Source organism: Luteimonas dalianensis (assembly GCF_049339425.1).
GTDB classification, from domain to species: domain Bacteria; phylum Pseudomonadota; class Gammaproteobacteria; order Xanthomonadales; family Xanthomonadaceae; genus Luteimonas; species Luteimonas dalianensis.
Window position 1 is genome coordinate 301,211 of record NZ_JBMPPO010000004.1, and the last position, 14,184, is coordinate 315,394.

At 65.7% G+C, this 14,184-nt stretch carries 11 protein-coding genes and 1 pseudogene; 5 read left to right on the plus strand and 7 right to left on the minus strand.

Annotated features, from left to right (window positions below):
- Window positions 1–41 precede the first annotated feature (41 nt).
- The gene (locus ACOZ90_RS07995) at window positions 42–569 is read left to right on the plus strand and encodes an adenine phosphoribosyltransferase (RefSeq protein ID WP_422893128.1); all 528 of its coding nucleotides are present in this window, start codon (window positions 42–44) and stop codon (window positions 567–569) included.
- Between the two features lies 1 nt (window position 570).
- On the opposite strand, the gene ACOZ90_RS08000 is transcribed toward ACOZ90_RS07995, so the two are convergent.
- The 4 genes and pseudogenes from ACOZ90_RS08000 to ACOZ90_RS08015 all read right to left on the minus strand — a co-directional run.
- The gene (locus ACOZ90_RS08000) at window positions 571–1,638 is read right to left on the minus strand and encodes a serine hydrolase domain-containing protein (protein ID WP_422893129.1); all 1,068 of its coding nucleotides are present in this window, start codon (window positions 1,636–1,638) and stop codon (window positions 571–573) included.
- Window positions 1,639–1,666: 28 nt separating this feature from the next.
- On the minus strand, window positions 1,667–2,089 hold the full coding sequence (locus ACOZ90_RS08005) for a DUF6746 family protein (protein WP_422893130.1): 423 nt from the start codon (window positions 2,087–2,089) through the stop codon (window positions 1,667–1,669).
- Entirely contained in the window at window positions 2,086–3,147 is a 1,062-nt protein-coding gene (locus ACOZ90_RS08010) for a DUF5671 domain-containing protein (protein ID WP_422893131.1), read from the minus strand. Before ACOZ90_RS08010 ends, ACOZ90_RS08005 begins: the two co-directional genes overlap by 4 nt.
- 131 nt (window positions 3,148–3,278) lie before the next feature.
- Window positions 3,279–3,470 (minus strand): annotated as a pseudogene (locus tag ACOZ90_RS08015) (hypothetical protein); the annotation flags it as partial.
- A 151-nt stretch (window positions 3,471–3,621) separates the two neighbouring features.
- On the opposite strand from ACOZ90_RS08015, the gene ACOZ90_RS08020 reads away from it, so the two are divergent.
- The gene (locus tag ACOZ90_RS08020) at window positions 3,622–4,866 is read left to right on the plus strand and encodes an nSTAND1 domain-containing NTPase (protein WP_422893132.1); all 1,245 of its coding nucleotides are present in this window, start codon (window positions 3,622–3,624) and stop codon (window positions 4,864–4,866) included.
- 7 nt (window positions 4,867–4,873) lie between these two features.
- Here the strand turns inward: ACOZ90_RS08020 and ACOZ90_RS08025 are convergent, their stop codons facing one another.
- Together ACOZ90_RS08025 and aceE are read right to left on the minus strand one after the other, a co-directional pair.
- Window positions 4,874–5,785 (minus strand): hypothetical protein, encoded by a 912-nt coding sequence (locus tag ACOZ90_RS08025; RefSeq protein WP_422893133.1) that lies wholly within the window; start codon window positions 5,783–5,785, stop codon window positions 4,874–4,876.
- Between the two features lie 343 nt (window positions 5,786–6,128).
- Entirely contained in the window at window positions 6,129–8,819 is a 2,691-nt protein-coding gene (aceE, locus tag ACOZ90_RS08030; protein ID WP_422893134.1) for a pyruvate dehydrogenase (acetyl-transferring), homodimeric type, read from the minus strand.
- A 275-nt stretch (window positions 8,820–9,094) separates the two neighbouring features.
- Here aceE and ACOZ90_RS08035 point away from each other — a divergent pair, with 275 nt between their 5' ends.
- From ACOZ90_RS08035 to ACOZ90_RS08045, 3 genes are read left to right on the plus strand one after another with little or no spacing between them, the layout of a single operon-like run.
- Complete coding sequence (locus ACOZ90_RS08035; RefSeq protein ID WP_422893135.1) at window positions 9,095–10,906, plus strand: sensor histidine kinase; 1,812 nt, start codon at window positions 9,095–9,097, stop codon at window positions 10,904–10,906.
- Window positions 10,903–11,343 carry a response regulator gene (locus tag ACOZ90_RS08040; RefSeq protein WP_422893136.1) on the plus strand — a complete coding sequence of 147 codons (441 nt, stop codon included), beginning with the start codon at window positions 10,903–10,905 and terminating at the stop codon, window positions 11,341–11,343. The genes ACOZ90_RS08035 and ACOZ90_RS08040 overlap by 4 nt, the downstream gene beginning before the upstream one ends.
- Window positions 11,344–11,348: 5 nt before the next feature.
- Window positions 11,349–11,729 (plus strand): response regulator, encoded by a 381-nt coding sequence (locus tag ACOZ90_RS08045; RefSeq protein WP_422893137.1) that lies wholly within the window; start codon window positions 11,349–11,351, stop codon window positions 11,727–11,729.
- A gap of 6 nt (window positions 11,730–11,735) precedes the next feature.
- On the opposite strand, the gene ACOZ90_RS08050 is transcribed toward ACOZ90_RS08045, so the two are convergent.
- Complete coding sequence (locus tag ACOZ90_RS08050; RefSeq protein ID WP_422893138.1) at window positions 11,736–14,051, minus strand: NADP-dependent malic enzyme; 2,316 nt, start codon at window positions 14,049–14,051, stop codon at window positions 11,736–11,738.
- Window positions 14,052–14,184: the final 133 nt, after the last annotated feature.

The following is a 14,184-nucleotide window of genomic DNA, read 5'->3' on the forward strand; positions in this document are numbered from 1 at the left end:
GGCGACGCCTGCTCCGTTAGCATGGGGCGCCCTCCCCTGCGATGACCCCGATGACCCAGTGGCAGCAGCTCGTCCGCGACGTTCCTGATTTCCCCAAGCCCGGAATCCTGTTCAAGGACATCACCCCGGTGCTGGCGGATGCCGGCGCGTTCGCCGCGGCAGTCACGGAGATGACCGGGCCCTGGCGCGATGCCGGACTACACGCGGTGGCGGGGATCGAATCGCGTGGGTTCATCCTGGGTGCGGCAATGGCGAAGGCGCTGGGGACGGGGTTCGTGCCAATTCGCAAGCCGGGCAGGCTGCCCGCGCAGACGCTGTCGCAGGACTACGCGCTGGAATACGGCACCGACCGGCTGGAAGTGCACGTGGACGCGGTGCCGCCCGGGGCAAAGGTGCTTCTGGTGGACGACGTGCTGGCCACTGGCGGCACGCTGGTTGCCGGCCGGGAACTGCTGCGCCGGCAGGGAGCGGAGGTGGCCGGGGCCGCGGTGCTGTTCGAGATGCGCGCCCTGGGCGGGCGGGATCGCTGGGCGGACGGCACGCCGCTGCTGGCGGCGGCGGCCTACTGATTCAGCGCGACGCCTCGATGATCCGTCCCATCAAACCGTGCAGGGCGGCGCGGTGGCCGGTACGGCCGGAAGCCTGGCTGTCATCGGAGATCATGGCCACGGTGAGGTCCAGCGCGGGCACGATGTAGAGCATCTGGCCACCGAAGCCCCAGGCGTAGCGCACCTGCTCGCCGGCGATCTCGCGCGCGAACCAGGCGTATCCGTAGCCGTCGCCGTTGAAACGCGAGACCGTGCGCGGCTGCCAGGATTCGGTGATCCAGTCCTCCGGAACCAGCCGCTGGCCGCTCAGGGACAGCCCGCCGCTCCGATAGATCTCGCCGAACGCCAGCAGCGAACGCGTGCTCATGGCCATGTTGTTGCCGCCGAAGTGGATGCCCTGCGGGTCGCGGTCCCAGGCGGTGATCTCGAACCCGTCCTGCGGGCCAAGCCACTCGCGCGCCAGCTCCAGGGTGGAGCGCCCGCTGGTGCGCGCAAGGATGGCCGAGAGCAGGTGGCTGGAACCGGTGGAATAGACCATCGCTCCGCCCGGTTCGGCTTCGAACGGCCGCGCCAGCGCACTGCGCACCCAGTTGTTGCTGACGACCCAGGCGCCGTAGTTGCGACCGGAGGTGGATTGCAGGCCGGCCTGCATGGAGAGCAGGTGGCCGATGGTGATGTCGAACAGGCGCGGGTCGGGATCGGGCGGGAGGTCGGATTCCAGCAGCGGCGCGATCGGCTGATCCACGCCTTCCAGCAGGCCCTTGTCGATGGCGATGCCCACCAGCGCGGAGATCACAGACTTGGAGGCGGACTTGATGTTGGCGGGGGCGTCGGGCGAGAGGCCGTAGTTGCGCTCGGCTTTCACGCTGCCGGCCTGGGCCACCATCAGGGATCGCAGCTGTTCGATGGAGGCCGCGTCGTCCAGCACGCTCTCGAGTGAGGGTGCCGGCGTTGTTGCCTCAGGCGGGGAAGCGGCTGGCACTTGCTGGGCTTTGCCGGTGGGCGCCGAGGGGGTTTCGCCGATCGGCGCCTGGCCGCATGCAGGGCTGGCCAACAGGGCGACGGTGAGGATCAGGATCGGCAGCTTCATTCATCCACGGGAGGTTCGGGGATGGCGTCTATTCCACCAGCGGGCGCGTGACCTCCAGGTAATCCCCGCCGCGGGACTTCACGGTGTCAGCATCGGCCGCTTCCGAGGCCAGGTGCACTTCTTCCAGCGCCTCCGCGGCTTCGGCCAGGTCCGCCTGCAGCCGCTGCAGCGCGTTCTCAAGGGTGTAGGTGAGCTCATGCACGGTGTGCAGATCCACCTCGTCTTCAGCCAGCAGCGCCTGCAGCCGGGCGTTGTACCCGGCCAGGTTGGCCAGCGCCTGCGCGGTGGAATCCGCCGGCTCGCCGCTGTAGTGGGAGATGCGCTCGTCCTGCGCCCCGGCAGCGGAAGCGAAGCCAACCGCTGCGGCGAAGATGGCGATACGAAAAATCCTGCGGCGTGTCTGGTTGCGGCGCATGGTGATGCTCCTGTCCGGGAATACGGTTGGCCTCATTGGCGACGTTCGACGCGCCGGTCGAAGCAGTGCGCGCCGGCGCCGTGCAGCCAGGTGTCGCCCCCGAACGGCTGGCGCTGGTCGCGCGCGGTGTCGGTGCCAAAGCGCGCGCAGACGCGATAGAACTGTTCGCCAGTGACTTCGTATTGATAGGCGTCGCCGAGCACCGGATCGCGTGGCAGCTCGGTGCCGGGCGTTGCGAGCCCGTCCAGGGTGGCGGGGAGTTCGCCGGTACGGTGGTAATGGGCTTCCACCAGGCGGGCAATGCGCGCCAGGTCCTGCTCACGCCGCGTATCCAGGCGGGCCTCGCGCTCCGCTGCGGGCGAACGGATCACAGCCACGGAGGCGATGAGGGTGGCGAGGATCACCACGGCCGCGGCGCCCAGCACCACCTTTCCCGGGATCCCGCCGACCTGCGGATGGCGCTCTTCACGTCGCAGGTCCTGCAGGTACCAGCCGAACACCGTGCCGGCGATCACCGCCACCACCAGCACCTTGAGCAGGAAGCGAGCCGACAGCCCGCCGCCGAGCAGGTTGTACACCAGCACGATCATGTCGCCGATCAGCACCGTGGCGGCAAGGAACAGGGTGAGGTAGGTCAGCCAGCGCCGCACCGCGGACAGGCGCCGGACGGGGCTCTGGGCCAGCTCGCGGCCGAGGATCCGGGCCACGAGCACGAACACCGGGAACGCGATCACCAGCCCGGCGATCGACCAGCGCATCGAGCTCGACCGGGCGGCCCGGGCGAACTCGGCGTCGGCCGGATCGGGGAATGCGAGGTTGATGAGGTCGAACAGCAGGCTGCCGACGTGCCAGGCGGTCAGGTACAGCGTGGCGAACATCAGCAGGTAAAGGAAGGCATCGCGCGCGGAGAGATAGGGCCGCGGGCGCGGCACCGGAATGACGAACGGCACGTCGGCCCAGCTCTCCAGGGCGCTTTGCACCTGCGCCCGGTCCCAGCCTGCTGCTTCGAGCGCAGCCGCCACCTCTTCGCTGGACGCGCCCCTGGCCAGGGCCTGGCGAACGAACCGCTCCAATTCCTGGGTTGCTGCCGACATGCCGCGCTCCGCGTGGGATTCCTGCGGCGAATCTAGCAGGCGGGAAGGCTGGGCGCCTGCGGCCAGGGACGCGCCTCACGCCCGCGGGGGGCATGGGCGCGATCCGGGAGCCCTCCCCGCGGGGCATAGCCTCAGGCGAGCAGCGGGTTCGGACGGTCGGTATCGATCTTGTAGAGCTTGATCGCGCGCGAAACGTCCTTCGGCGTCATCTTGCCGTCCTTCGCCAGCGCCTCGATCGCGGCGTGGGCGATGTGGAAGCGGTCGACCTCGAAGTGCCTGCGCAGGTTGGCGCGGGTATCCGAGCGGCCAAAGCCGTTCCCGCCAGCGAGCCAGAAGTGCATTTCTCGCCAAGCATACTCTTAGCCTGTCGACGACTGATTCGCCCACCGGAAATAGCTCCATTTGGGTTTTGTATTATACTCATAACTGGACGACGTCACTCGTAACGAGGTTAAGATGAGACCCCATTCCCGCATGACGGACGAAGATTGGTCCGTATTATGGTCTGAGATAACGGATGCATTTAGCCCAGGGGCACCTGTTCAAGAGAAAGACCTTTTCTCGGGACGAATCGAGCAAATCCGCGCTCTGGTTGACACTGTAAGCCAGCGCGGTCGACATGGGATCATCTTTGGTGAGCGAGGTGTTGGAAAAACGTCTCTCGCCAATATCGTGAGCCTTGTCATACAAGGCCAAAGCAGAAACGTCATTACAGTTAAGGTAAACGCTGACCCACAAGATTCGTTCAGCTCAATCTGGCGGAAAGTTTTCAGGCGACTCAGCTACGACTTAAAAAATGAAGATGGGACACTAGAGAGAAGAGTTGTTGCTGAGGACCACGCGGCGCAAATAACGCCGGACGACGTCATTCTCGAACTATCAAGTTTCGGAGCCAATAGCACACCGGTGATAATGATCGATGAGTTCGACCGAATCGCGGACTCGCGCGCCACGACGCTGATGGCTGACACCATAAAAGCCCTATCTGATTATTCATCCAAGGCAACGGTAATTATAGTGGGAGTTGCGGAAGACGTAGGCGACTTAATTGAGGGTCATCGTTCAATTTCTCGAGCGCTGCTACAAGTCAAAATGCCAAGAATGGATCAGGGCGAACTTTCTCAAATTATCGAATCTCGCTACGGGAAGTGCGGACTTAAGTGCGATGACGAAGCCCTTTGGAAAATGACTTTTCTGTCAAGAGGACTGCCTTACTATGCACAACTCCTAGGAATGCATAGCGCACGTCAAGCCATTCAGGATAGGCGTCGCGAGGTGCTTCCCGTCGACGTCGAGGCATCCCTAGGAGAGGCTGTCTTAGAGCTCGACCAAACAATCAAAGAGGCATACTTGGCAGCCATCAGGAGCCAACGAGGCGACGCACTCTACGGTCCGGTATTGCTCGCTTGTGCATTAGCGAAAGGTGATGAACTCGGGGCATTCCAACAGGCTGCTGTAACAGAGCCGCTCAACCGGATTCTTCCTGGAAGAAACTACAAGCCTTCAACTTTTGCCTTCCACATGAACGAATTTACGCAGCATGCGAGGAAGCGGGTTCTCGAGCGGTTTGGGGAGCCCCGTAATTATCGATATAGATTCGCCGATCCGCTGATGCAACCGTTCGTCATCATGAAGGGTCTCGCGGAGGGAGTTGTGGATGACGTCACCGCTGAAGTATACGCGAATCGCCGCCAGGGCCAGCTGTCTACAAATTGGTGAACGACGATCAAGTCTCAATTGAAGCTGTCTTTTGCGGATGGCCTCGACTTCCCGCGAACCAGGTGTCGTAAGCTTCTGGGTCGTACAGCGACGCAGATTCGACTTCCTTGATTGGAATTACCTTGACCCAATCGAGGGGGTCAAACCTAGGAGGCTCCCCGAACTCTGAGATCACCTCCTCAGCACCCTTGATATCCGACCGTATTCGTTCTTGCTCCCTTGTTATAGAATCCCGCAACTCCGCCGGGAATTGATCCAATCTTTCTTCCAGCATTTTCAAGGCTTCACGACTAGAAAAAACATACTGCTTCGCTTCCCATAAGGAAATTACTGGATACTCGGTCTTCTTTTCTCCGATAAGCAGTGTCTCTTTTTCCCGATAAGCTGAGAATGAAGGCAAGAGCTCGACACAGGCATCGTCGCTCTCAATATCTGGCGGAACCTCGAGGATACGACCGCAGTAGACTTTTCGAGATTTCAAAGTCAGCATGACCAGCCGCTGGCTATCTGCGGCCTTTCTCAAGAGCTGGGACAAAGGGTTTCCAAATGCATCCGTCAGCTTGTTGTAAATTCTTTTAGCCGTAGGGCGACCGTTGCGACCGTAGCGCATCCACAACAGGCTGTTCAGCGCGTAGGCGAGAATAACCGACCCAAATATCGTAGCAAGCAGACGACATGCATGCGGCACTGGTATGGAACGATCAATTTCCAACGCAGCGCTAAGCAACCAGCTGCCTTGGAACCAGCTAGTTCCAGCAATCGCCCCGCTTAGAATGAATGACATCGCCCCGAGAATTAAGCCGGAGCCGGATGCCATAAAGAATAGCTTTTGCCCTTCCGCCCGCCCAGAAAAATAGCGAAAAGGGTAGAAAATGAGATTAAAAATATATCCGCTTATTAGAAGCGGAATAAAGAACAACACGGCACCCCCCGCCCCCATTTTTTGCGCCCCTAATTCACTTCTTCAAAGCTCGCCCGGAGCTCAAATGCCTGAGGCTATTTAGTGCACGCAATCCGTCTTTACGATCGATATAAACTTTATCCAGGTTTATACGCAAAGTGCCATTAAATGCTTGCGTTGCTTGTCGCTCCCTGAGAAGCTTCGCGATCATTTTTTCGGCATCATCTACGGATTTCGCCTTTGTTGCCCTGTTCACTAATCACCCCCGCGGGAAGTACAGGCAAGTTGTTCAAATAGCATCTCAGCGTTTGGGACGCAAGAACTGCGCGTCCAGCGAGCCGTCTTTGTGACGAACGGCCGATTACGCTTCCAAAGGGTTCGGCCGGTCGGTATCGATCTTGTAGAGCTTGATCGCGCGCGAAACGTCCTTCGGCGTCATCTTGCCGTCCTTCGCCAGCGCCTCGATCGCGGCGTGGGCGATGTGGAAGCGGTCGACCTCGAAGTGCCTGCGCAGGTTGGCGCGGGTGTCCGAGCGGCCGAAACCGTCCGTGCCCAGCACCGTATAGATCATCGGCACGAAGGCGCGGATCTGGTCGGCATAGGCGCGCACGTAGTCGGTGGCGGCGATCGCCGGCCCCTGGTGGTCTTCCAGCAGCCCGGTGACGTAGGCCTTGCGCGGCTTCTTCGCCTCCGGGTTGAAGCGGTTCCAGCGCTCGGCGTCGAAGCCGTCGCGGCGCAGCTCGCTGAAGCTGGGGCACGACCAGATGTCGGCGGTGACGCCGAAGTCGCGATCCAGCAGCTCGGCGGCGGCCATCACCTCGCGCAGGATCGTGCCGCTGCCCAGCAGCTGCACCCGCAGCTCGCCCTTCTTCGGCTTGCCCGCATCCTTGAGCAGGTACATGCCCTTGATGATTCCCTCTTCGGCGCCCTCTGGCATGCCCGGGTGGCCGTAGTTCTCGTTCATCAGGGTGATGTAGTAGTACTCGTCCACCTGCTCTTCGAGCATGCGCTTCATGCCGTGCTGCATGATCACCGCCACCTCGTGGGCGAAGGTGGGGTCGTAGCTGCGGCAGTTGGGGATCGCGCCTGCCAGCAGGTGGCTGTGGCCGTCCTCGTGCTGCAGGCCCTCGCCGTTGAGCGTGGTGCGCCCGGCGGTGGCGCCGAGCAGGAAGCCGCGCGAGCGCATGTCGGCTGCCTGCCAGGCGGCATCGCCCACGCGCTGGAAGCCGAACATCGAGTAGAAGATGAAGAACGGCAGCAGCTGCAGGTCGTTGGTGCTGTAGCTGGTGGCCGCGGCCATCCAGCTGGCGAAGGCACCGGCCTCGGTGATGCCTTCCTGCAGCACCTGCCCGGCGGCGTCCTCGCGGTAGTACATCAGCTGGTCGCGGTCGACCGGCTTGTACTTCTGGCCCTGCGGCGCGTAGATGCCGATCTGGCGGAACAGGCCTTCCATGCCGAAGGTGCGGGCCTCATCGGCCACGATCGGCACCACCCGCGGCGCCACCTGCTTGTCGCGCAGCACGATGCCAAGCGACTGCACGAACGCCATGGTGGTGCTGATCTCGCGCTCGCCGGTGTCCTTGAGCAGGCGCTCGAACACCTCCAGCTTCGGCGCCGGCAGCGGCTGGCTGGCCTTGGCGCGGCGCTGCGGCAGGAACCCGCCCAGCGCCTCGCGCCGCTCGCGCATGTACTGCGCTTCCTCCGAGTCCTTGCCCGGGTGGTAGAACGGCACCGCGCCGTCCTTGAGCTGGTCGTCGTCGATCGGCACGTTGAAGCGGTCGCGGAACGCGCGCACCGCCTCGTCGTCCATCTTCTTGGTCTGGTGGGTCGGGTTGAGCGCCTCGCCGGCGCTGCCCATGCCGTAACCCTTGACCGTCTTGGCCAGGATCACGGTGGGCATGCCCTTGGTGTCCATCGCCGACTGGTAGGCGGCGTAGACCTTGTGCGGGTCGTGGCCGCCGCGGTTCAGGCGCCAGATGTCCTCGTCGGACAGGTTGGCCACCAGGTTGGCGGTCTCCGGGTACTTGCCGAAGAAGTGCTCGCGCGTGTACGCGCCGCCGAAGGCCTTGCAGTTCTGGTACTCGCCGTCGACGGTCTCCATCATCAGCCGCCGCAGCATGCCGTCCCTGTCCCTGGCCAGCAGCGGATCCCAGTAGCTGCCCCAGACCAGCTTGAGCACGTTCCAGCCGGCGCCGCGGAACTGGCCCTCCAGCTCCTGGATGATCTTGCCGTTGCCGCGCACCGGGCCGTCCAGGCGCTGCAGGTTGCAGTTGATCACGAACACCAGGTTGTCCAGGCCCTCGCGCCCGGCCACCGAGATCGCGCCCAGGCTCTCGGGCTCGTCGGTCTCGCCGTCGCCCAGGAAGCACCACACCTTGCGGTCGGTCTTCGGCATCAGTCCGCGCGCCTCCAGGTACTTCCAGTTGCGCGCCTGGTAGATGGCGGCGATCGGGCCCAGGCCCATCGACACGGTGGGGAACTGCCAGTAGTCCGGCATCAGCCACGGATGCGGATAGGAGGCGATGCCGCGGCCGTCCACTTCCATGCGGAAGTTGTCCAGCTGATCCTCGCTCAGGCGTCCCTCGAGGAACGAGCGGGCGTAGATGCCCGGCGAACTGTGGCCCTGGATGCCGATCATGTCGCCCGGGTGCTCGCCCTCGGGCCCGCGCCAGAAGTGGTTGAAGCCCACGTCGTACAGGGTGGCCGCGCTGGCGAAGCTGGCGATGTGCCCGCCCAGGTCGCCCGGCTTGCGGTTGGCCCGCACCACCATGGCCATCGCGTTCCAGCGGATCAGCGAGCGGATCTTCCACTCCATCGCCGAGTCGCCCGGCATCTTCGGCTCAAGGTGCGGCGGAATGGTGTTGATGTACTCGGTGGTCGGGGCGAACGGCAGGTGGGCGCCGGCGCGGCGGGTCAGCTCGACCATGTTCTCGAGCAGGTGGTGCGCGCGCTCCGGCCCGGCGGCGTCGATGACCGCCTTGATCGACTCCATCCACTCGCGGGTCTCCGCAGGGTCGGGGTCGTTTTCCAGCACGTCGTTCAACCAGTTCATTGCTTTGCACTCCGCTCGCGGCCACGCCGCCGGCCGTTGTGAAATCGGGGGATAAATCCCGGGATATCGGGAACCCGATTCTAGCAGGCGGGCCCGCGCCGGCCGCAGGCGGCGCGGGTCCACGGCCGGGCCGCGCCGGGATGAAACCGCTGCAAACGGCAGGCTTCACCACGGCTTCACGGCGCGCGCGGATGATTCGGCGGTTATTCGCCGCGGATCCGCGGGCCGCGCGGCCCGGGATGGAGTCCCGGCGCGCAGGATGTCAGGATTGCCCGATGCCCATTGCCGCCACTGATGCCAGCGACGCCACGGCCAGGTACCGCCTGCCCGGCCTGATCGTGGCGATCGTGGTCATCGTAATCGTCCCGTTCGCGCTCAACGCCATAGCTTCGCGCGCCAGCACCCGCGCCCAGGAGGCACTGGTGCACGCCCACGAGGTGGAGGCCGAAATCGCCTGGCTGGCCTCGGACGTGCGCAACACCGAATCGGCGGCGCTGGGCCAGGCGTTCGGCGTGGACCTGGAGCTGCTGCGCGAGCGGATCGAATACAGCCGGCCACGGATCGGACCCAACCTGGACCGGCTGGACGAACTGACCCGCGACCATCCGGTCCAGCAGCGCCTGCTGGGGGAACTGCGCACCATGCTCCGGCTGCGCATGGCCGAGGTCTACCGGTCGCTGGATACCGGGGTCGCGCTGACCGCGGCGGACGTGGAGCGCATGCTCACGCGCTTTCCCATCCACGACCTGGTCGACCAGATCAGCGCGGAGGAGCAGCAGGTGCTGGACCAGCGCCGGGCCGAAGCCCGCGCGGCCGAGCGCCGGGCGCGCCTGGTCAGCGGGGCCGGGCTGGCCCTGCAGCTGGCGCTGCTGGCCCTGCTGGCGGTGTACGGACTGCGCGAGGGCGTGCGCCGGGTCAGCGCCGAGCGCGATTCGCGCCTGGCCAGCGGCCGGGCCACGGTGATGCTCGACACCGTGCGCGAGCCGATCGCGCTGCTGGACGAGTCCAACCGGGTGCTGATGTACAACGCCGCGTTTGCCGAGCTGTACGGCGTGGAGGAGGACAGCCGCGGCGAGCCGCTGACCGCCTTCGGCGGCGGCGCCTGGGACGAGCCGGGCGTGCTGCGGCGGCTGACCGACGTGCTCGCGCGCGACCGCGAGCTGTGGGACTTCCAGGTCAGCCAGCGCACCGCCGACGACGTCGAGCGGGTGATGCTGCTGTCCGCCCGGCGCATGTCGCTGCCCGACAGCGACGACCACGCGGTGCTGCTGACGGCGGCCGACATCAGCCCGCAGGTGATCCAGGAGCGGCAGATCCGCGAGCTCAACCGCCAGCTGGAGGGCAAGGTCGAGCAGGTGTCGGACGTGAACCGCGAGCTGGAGGCGTTCAGCTACTCGGTCTCGCACGACCTGCGCGCGCCGCTGCGGCACATCGCCGGCTTCGCCGACAAGCTGGGCAAGCACCTGGGCGACCAGGCCGACGACAAGGCCGGCCACTACATCAACGTGATCTCCGAGTCGGCCAAGCGGATGTCCTCGCTGATCGACGACCTGCTGGTGTATTCGCGCCTGGGCCGCAGCGCCCTGCGGCTGCAGATGGTGGACGTGCAGTCCATGGTCAACGACACCCGCGCGCTGCTGGACTCCAACGCCCTCGAGGAGGATCCCGACCGCGAGATCGAGTGGGACATCCAGCAGATGCCGGTGGTGGTGGGCGACGAGAACATGCTGCGCCAGGTGTGGCTGAACCTGCTGGGCAACGCGGTCAAGTACAGCGTCGGCTCCAATCCCTCGCGCATCGCCATCGCCCACGCCCTGCGCGAAGACGGCAGCCACCATTTCAGCGTGGCCGACAACGGCGCCGGGTTCGACATGAAATACGCCGGCAAGCTGTTCGGCGTGTTCCAGCGCCTGCATGCGCCCAGCGAGTTCCCCGGCACCGGCATCGGCCTGGCCAGCGTGCGCCGGGTGCTGGGTCGCCACGGCGGCCGGATCTGGGCAGAATCAGAACCTGGCAAGGGCGCCACGTTCCACTTCATACTTCCCGCCGCTGGCGAGATCCAGACCAATCCGGAATCCAGGACATGACCCTAGTGCGCACCATCCTGCTGGCTGAAGACAGCCCCCACGACGCGGAAATGGCGATCGACGCCCTGCGCGACGCCAACCTTGCCAACCCGATCGTGCACGTGGAGGACGGCGTGGAGGCGCTGGACTACCTGTACCGGCGCGGACGCTATGAAAACCGCGAAGGCGGCGATCCGGCGGTGCTGCTGCTGGACATCAAGATGCCGCGCATGGACGGGCTGGAGGTGCTGACCGAGCTGCGCAATGCCGGCGACTTCGGCCACCTGCCGGTGGTGATCCTGTCCTCCTCGCGCGAGGAGAGCGACCTGGCCCGCAGCTGGGACCTGGGCGTGAACGCCTACGTGGTCAAGCCGGTGGACGTGGATCAGTTCTTCGATGCGGTGCGCACGCTGGGCCGGTTCTGGGCCGTGCTCAACGAGCCGCCCGGGGACGACTGACCGCCATGGCCACGCGGGAGCCTGCCCACGCACCCTGGCGGGTGCTGCTGGTCGAGGACTCGCGTGACGACGCGGAGCTGATCGAGATCGCCCTGCGCGAGGCCGGGCTGGAAGTGGAATGCCGCCGCGCCTGGTCGGCCGCGGCGGTCGCCGAGGCGCTGGCCGCATTCGCGCCGCAGCTGGTGCTCTCCGATCTCAACCTGCCGGGCTTTTCCGGCGAGGACGCGCTTGCGCTGGTGCGCGCGCACGATCCGCGGCTGCCGTTCGTGCTGCTCACCGGCAGCCCCGCCGAAATCCTGCCCGAGCCGCTGCCGGGCGTGGGCGGCGTGCTCTCCAAGGACGACCTGCAGGCCCTGCCCGCGCTGGCCCGCCGCCTGCTCGGCTAGGCGGGGCTACGCCCCCGGCGTCCCGCGGGCCTTGCGGATCTGCGCTTCCACCGCGGCGATCGCGGTCATGTTGATCACCCGCCGCGGGGTCGCGGTGGGGGTCATGATGTGCGCCGGCGCACCCACGCCCATGAGGATCGGCCCCAGCGCGGCGCCGTCGGTCATCACCCGCACCATGTTGTAGGTGATGTTGGCCGCGTCCAGGTTGGGCAGCACCAGCAGGTTGGGCTCCCCGGACAGCGTGCTGTTGGGGAAGATGCGCCGGCGCAGGGGTTCGTCCCAGGCGGTGTCGGGCATCATCTCACCGTCCACCTCCAGCTTCGGCGCGCGCTCGGCGAGGATCTCGCGCACCCGGCGCATCTTCACCGCGCTGGGGCCGGAGTGGCTGCCGTAGTTGGAGTGCGAGAGCAGCGCGACCTTGGGTTCGATCCCGAACAGCTTGAGCCGGTAGGCGCCCTGGATGGTGGCTTCGGCCAGCTGCTCGGCGGTGGGATCCTCCTGCACGTGGGTGTCCAGGAAGAACCACAGGCCGCGGTCGCTGACCACGCCGGTCATGGCCGAGGTGCACTGCACGCCGCGCTCGAGCGGCAGCACCGCGCGGATGTAACTCAGCTTCTTGTGGTAGCGGCCGACCATGCCGCACAGCATCGCGTCGGCCTCGCCGCGCTCGACCATCATGGCGGCGATCAGCGCGGGCCGCGAGCGCATCAGGTTCTTGGCCGAGTCGGGGGTGATCCCGCGCCGCTCGCTCATGGCATGGAACTGCTGCCAGTAGTCCTGGAAGCGCGGGTCGTCGTGGATGTTGGTCAGGTCGAAGTCGCGCCCCGGCTCCAGCCGCAGGCCGAGCTTTTCGATCCGGTTTTCGATCACCTCCGGCCGCCCGATCAGGATCGGGTGCGCCAGGCCTTCGTCCACCACCGTCTGCACGGCGCGCAGCACGGTTTCCTCCTCGCCCTCGGCATAGACCACGCGCTGGCGGTCGCCGCGGGCGCGGTCGTATACCGGCTTCATCACCAGCGCGGTGCGGGTGAGGAAGTGGCCGAGCTTCTCGCGGTAGGCGTCCATGTCGGGGATCGGGCGCTGGGCCACGCCCGAGTCCATGGCGGCCTGGGCCACCGCCGGTGCCAGCACGGTCAGCAGGCGCTGGTCGAACGGCCGCGGGATGAGGTAGTCGGGCCCGAAGGTGGGGATTTCGTCGCCGTAGGCGCTGCCCAGATCGCTGGCCTCGGCCTTGGCCAGCTCGGCGATGGCGTGCACGCAGGCCAGCTTCATGGCCTCGTTGATGCCGGTGGCGCCCACGTCCAGCGCGCCACGGAAGATGTACGGGAAGCAGAGCGCGTTGTTGACCTGGTTGGGGTAGTCGGAACGGCCGGTGGCGATGATCGCGTCCGGCCGCACCTGCCGGGCCTGCTCTGGCAGGATTTCCGGATACGGGTTGGCCAGGGCCAGGATGACCGGCTTGCCGGCCATCGTGGCGACCATCTCCGGAGTGAGGATGCCGCCGGCCGACAGGCCCAGGAACACGTCCGCGCCCTCGACGATCTGGGCCAGCTCGCGGTGATCGGTGTCGCGCGCGTAGCGCCGCTTGGCCTCGTCCAGGTCGTCGCGGCCGGAATGGATCACGCCGCCGCGGTCGAAGGCGGTGATGTTCTCCGGCTTCATGCCCAGCGCCACCAGCATGTCCAGGCAGGCGATGCCCGCGGCGCCGGCGCCGGTGGTGGCCAGCTTCACGTCCTCGATCTTCTTGCCGGCGATCTCCAGCGCGTTGATCACCGCCGCGCCGACGATGATCGCGGTGCCGTGCTGGTCGTCGTGGAAGACCGGGATCTTCATCCGCTCGCGCAGCTTGCGCTCGACGATGAAGCACTCGGGCGCCTTGATGTCCTCCAGGTTGATGCCGCCGAAGGTCGGCTCCAGCGAGGCGATGATCTCGACCAGCTTGTCCGGATCCCGCTCGTCGACCTCGATGTCGAACACGTCGATGCCGGCGAACTTCTGGAACAGCACGCCCTTGCCTTCCATCACCGGCTTGCCGGCCAGCGGCCCGATGTCGCCCAGGCCCAGCACCGCGGTGCCGTTGCTGATCACCGCCACCAGATTGCCGCGGGCGGTGTAGTCGCTGGCCTTGAGCGGGTCGGCGGCGATTTCCTCGCAGGCGTAGGCCACGCCCGGTGAATAGGCCAGCGACAGGTCGCGCTGGGTGAGCATGGGCTTGGTGGCCGCGACCTTGATCTTCCCCGGCGGCGCCAGGCGGTGGTAGTCCAGGGCGGCGCTGCGGAATTCCTCCGCGGATTCGTTGGTACCGGACTTGTTGCCTGACATTTTTTGTGCTGGTTGCCTGCTTGCGGTGACTCCCGATTCTAGCCGGTTCGGATACAGGTTACGCCATTCGTCCCGGGCGGCACATGCATAACCCCGGGCTATGCAGGGCAGGCTCAATTTCAATGGCCAACGG

Bases quoted from the DNA above. Each gene is read 5' to 3' on its own strand.
- ACOZ90_RS08020 (WP_422893132.1), top strand. From the start codon at position 3,622: ATGACGGACGAAGATTGGTCCGTATTATGGTCTGAGATAACGGATGCA.
- aceE (WP_422893134.1), bottom strand. From the start codon at position 8,819: ATGAACTGGTTGAACGACGTGCTGGAAAACGACCCCGACCCTGCGGAG.
- ACOZ90_RS07995 (WP_422893128.1), top strand. From the start codon at position 42: ATGACCCCGATGACCCAGTGGCAGCAGCTCGTCCGCGACGTTCCTGAT.
- ACOZ90_RS08010 (WP_422893131.1), bottom strand. From the start codon at position 3,147: ATGTCGGCAGCAACCCAGGAATTGGAGCGGTTCGTTCGCCAGGCCCTG.
- ACOZ90_RS08035 (WP_422893135.1), top strand. From the start codon at position 9,095: ATGCCCATTGCCGCCACTGATGCCAGCGACGCCACGGCCAGGTACCGC.
- ACOZ90_RS08050 (WP_422893138.1), bottom strand. From the start codon at position 14,051: ATGTCAGGCAACAAGTCCGGTACCAACGAATCCGCGGAGGAATTCCGC.
- ACOZ90_RS08040 (WP_422893136.1), top strand. From the start codon at position 10,903: ATGACCCTAGTGCGCACCATCCTGCTGGCTGAAGACAGCCCCCACGAC.
- ACOZ90_RS08000 (WP_422893129.1), bottom strand. From the start codon at position 1,638: ATGAAGCTGCCGATCCTGATCCTCACCGTCGCCCTGTTGGCCAGCCCT.
- ACOZ90_RS08045 (WP_422893137.1), top strand. From the start codon at position 11,349: ATGGCCACGCGGGAGCCTGCCCACGCACCCTGGCGGGTGCTGCTGGTC.
- ACOZ90_RS08005 (WP_422893130.1), bottom strand. From the start codon at position 2,089: ATGAGGCCAACCGTATTCCCGGACAGGAGCATCACCATGCGCCGCAAC.